Annotated in this window: 3 protein-coding genes; all 3 read right to left on the bottom strand. The window is 74.1% G+C overall.

Features of this window, described 5'->3' with window-relative positions:
• The coding region (locus LLG88_03325) for a sulfatase-like hydrolase/transferase (protein ID MCE5245938.1) at positions 1-344 on the bottom strand (344 nt) is incomplete at its 3' end.
• Entirely contained in the window at positions 341-961 is a 621-nt protein-coding gene (locus tag LLG88_03320) for a phosphatase PAP2 family protein (protein MCE5245937.1), read from the bottom strand. The genes LLG88_03320 and LLG88_03325, both read right to left, overlap by 4 nt.
• Positions 951-1605, bottom strand: a 655-nt coding sequence (locus LLG88_03315) for an MTAP family purine nucleoside phosphorylase (GenBank protein MCE5245936.1), incomplete at its 5' end; no start/stop codon positions are given. The genes LLG88_03320 and LLG88_03315, both read right to left, overlap by 11 nt.

Raw genomic sequence — 1605 nt, 5'->3', positions numbered from 1 at the left:
CCCGTCATCAGCGCGGCGTGCGCCGGAACGGTGAGCGGCGCGGGGCTGAAGACCGTCTCGAACCGCGTGCCTTCCGCGGCGAGCCGGTCGAGCGTCGGCGTGCGCGCGAACGACGCGCCGTAGCAGCCGACGTGGTCGGCGCGCGTCGTGTCGAACGTGACGAGCAGCACGTTCGGCTTCTCCGCGCCGAACGAGACGCCGACGAACGCGAGCGCCGCGGCGAAGAGGACCGCGCCGAGACGCCCCAAAGGCCGCGCCCACGTCGCCCGCGACGGGCGCCGACCGTGCGCGACGCCGGCGCCGCGGACCGCGCGCGCCGGCGCCGCACGCCGGCTTCGCGTCACTTCCGTCCCTTCGTTCCGCCGCCGCAGCGGCGCGCCGCCCAGCGCGCGGCGAGCACGCCGAGCCAGGCGCCGGCGAGGCAGTCCGACGGGTAGTGGACCTTGCGGTAGATCCGCTCGTAGGCCACGACGCCGCCGAGCGCGTACCCGATCGGCGCCGTCGCCGGGTAGACCGAAGCGAGCCCGGCCGCCGCGGAAAAGGCCGCCGCCGTGTGGCCGGAGGGGAAACGCCCCCAGCGCCGCTCGATCCACGACTCGCCCGTCTGGTCGCCCCATCCCTCGGGTCCGGGCCGGGCGACGATCGGCTTCAGCACGCAGACGGCGAGCGCCGAAACGAGCACGGCGACGACCATCGTCGTCCCGGCGCGCTTCAAACCGCCCGCGCCGAAGATCGCGCCGACGCCGAGCACGGCGGCGCCGGCGAGGCCGAAGAAGACGATCCCGCGCAACTGCGAGACGCCGTGGAAGAACGACGTCAGCCACGGCGTGCGCGTCGAGGAGATCCACGACGCGATCGGCTGGTCGAGGACGAAGAAGAGCAGCGCCAGAACCAGCAGCCCCGCCGCGGTCAGCGCCAAGGCCCGCCGGCGGGCCGCCCCGCGCCCGCCCTTACTCGCCATCGCCGAGGACGCGCGAGGCGATCGGCCCGAGCTTGGCGATCGCCTCGGCCGGGATCGCGCGGCGGGAGGTGATCACGGCGGTCTCGAGCGCCCGCGCGCAGCCGCAGTTCCGCGACGCCGGCAGGCGCGGCGCGACGTAGGCGATCGCCGCCTTCGCGTGCGCGGCGTTGACCTTGAGCCGCTCCACGACGACATCCACCGAGACCGGCGCCTCGTCGGTCTTCCAGCAGTCGAAGTCCGTGACCAAGGCCAGCGTCGCGTAGCAGAGCTCCGCCTCGCGGCAGAGGCGCGCCTCCTGCATGTTCGTCATGCCGATCACGCGCCCGCCGAGCGCGCGATACATCAGCGACTCGGCCCGCGTCGAGAACTGCGGCCCTTCCATGCAGACGTAGACGCCCCCTTCGTGGACCACCGCGCCGGCGGCGCGGGCGCCCTCGGCGGCGAGCCGCGAGAGCTCCGCGCAGAATGGGTCGGCCAGCGAGACGTGGGCGACGACGCCGTTTTCGAAGAACGTGTCGGCGCGGTGCCGCGTGCGGTCGATGAACTGGTCGGGGACGACGACGTGCAGCGGCTCGACCGTTCCGTCGAGCGAGCCGACGGCGGAGGCCGAAAGAACGAACTCGACCCCCAGCGACTTCATCGCC

Source organism: bacterium (assembly GCA_021372775.1).
In the GTDB taxonomy this organism is placed as follows: domain Bacteria; phylum Acidobacteriota; class Polarisedimenticolia; order J045; family J045; genus JAJFTU01.
Note: the sequence above shows the minus strand (reverse complement) of the source record. Positions and strands in the feature narration are given on the sequence as shown.

Bases quoted from the DNA above. Each gene is read 5' to 3' on its own strand.
- LLG88_03320 (MCE5245937.1), bottom strand. From the start codon at position 961: ATGGCGAGTAAGGGCGGGCGCGGGGCGGCCCGCCGGCGGGCCTTGGCG.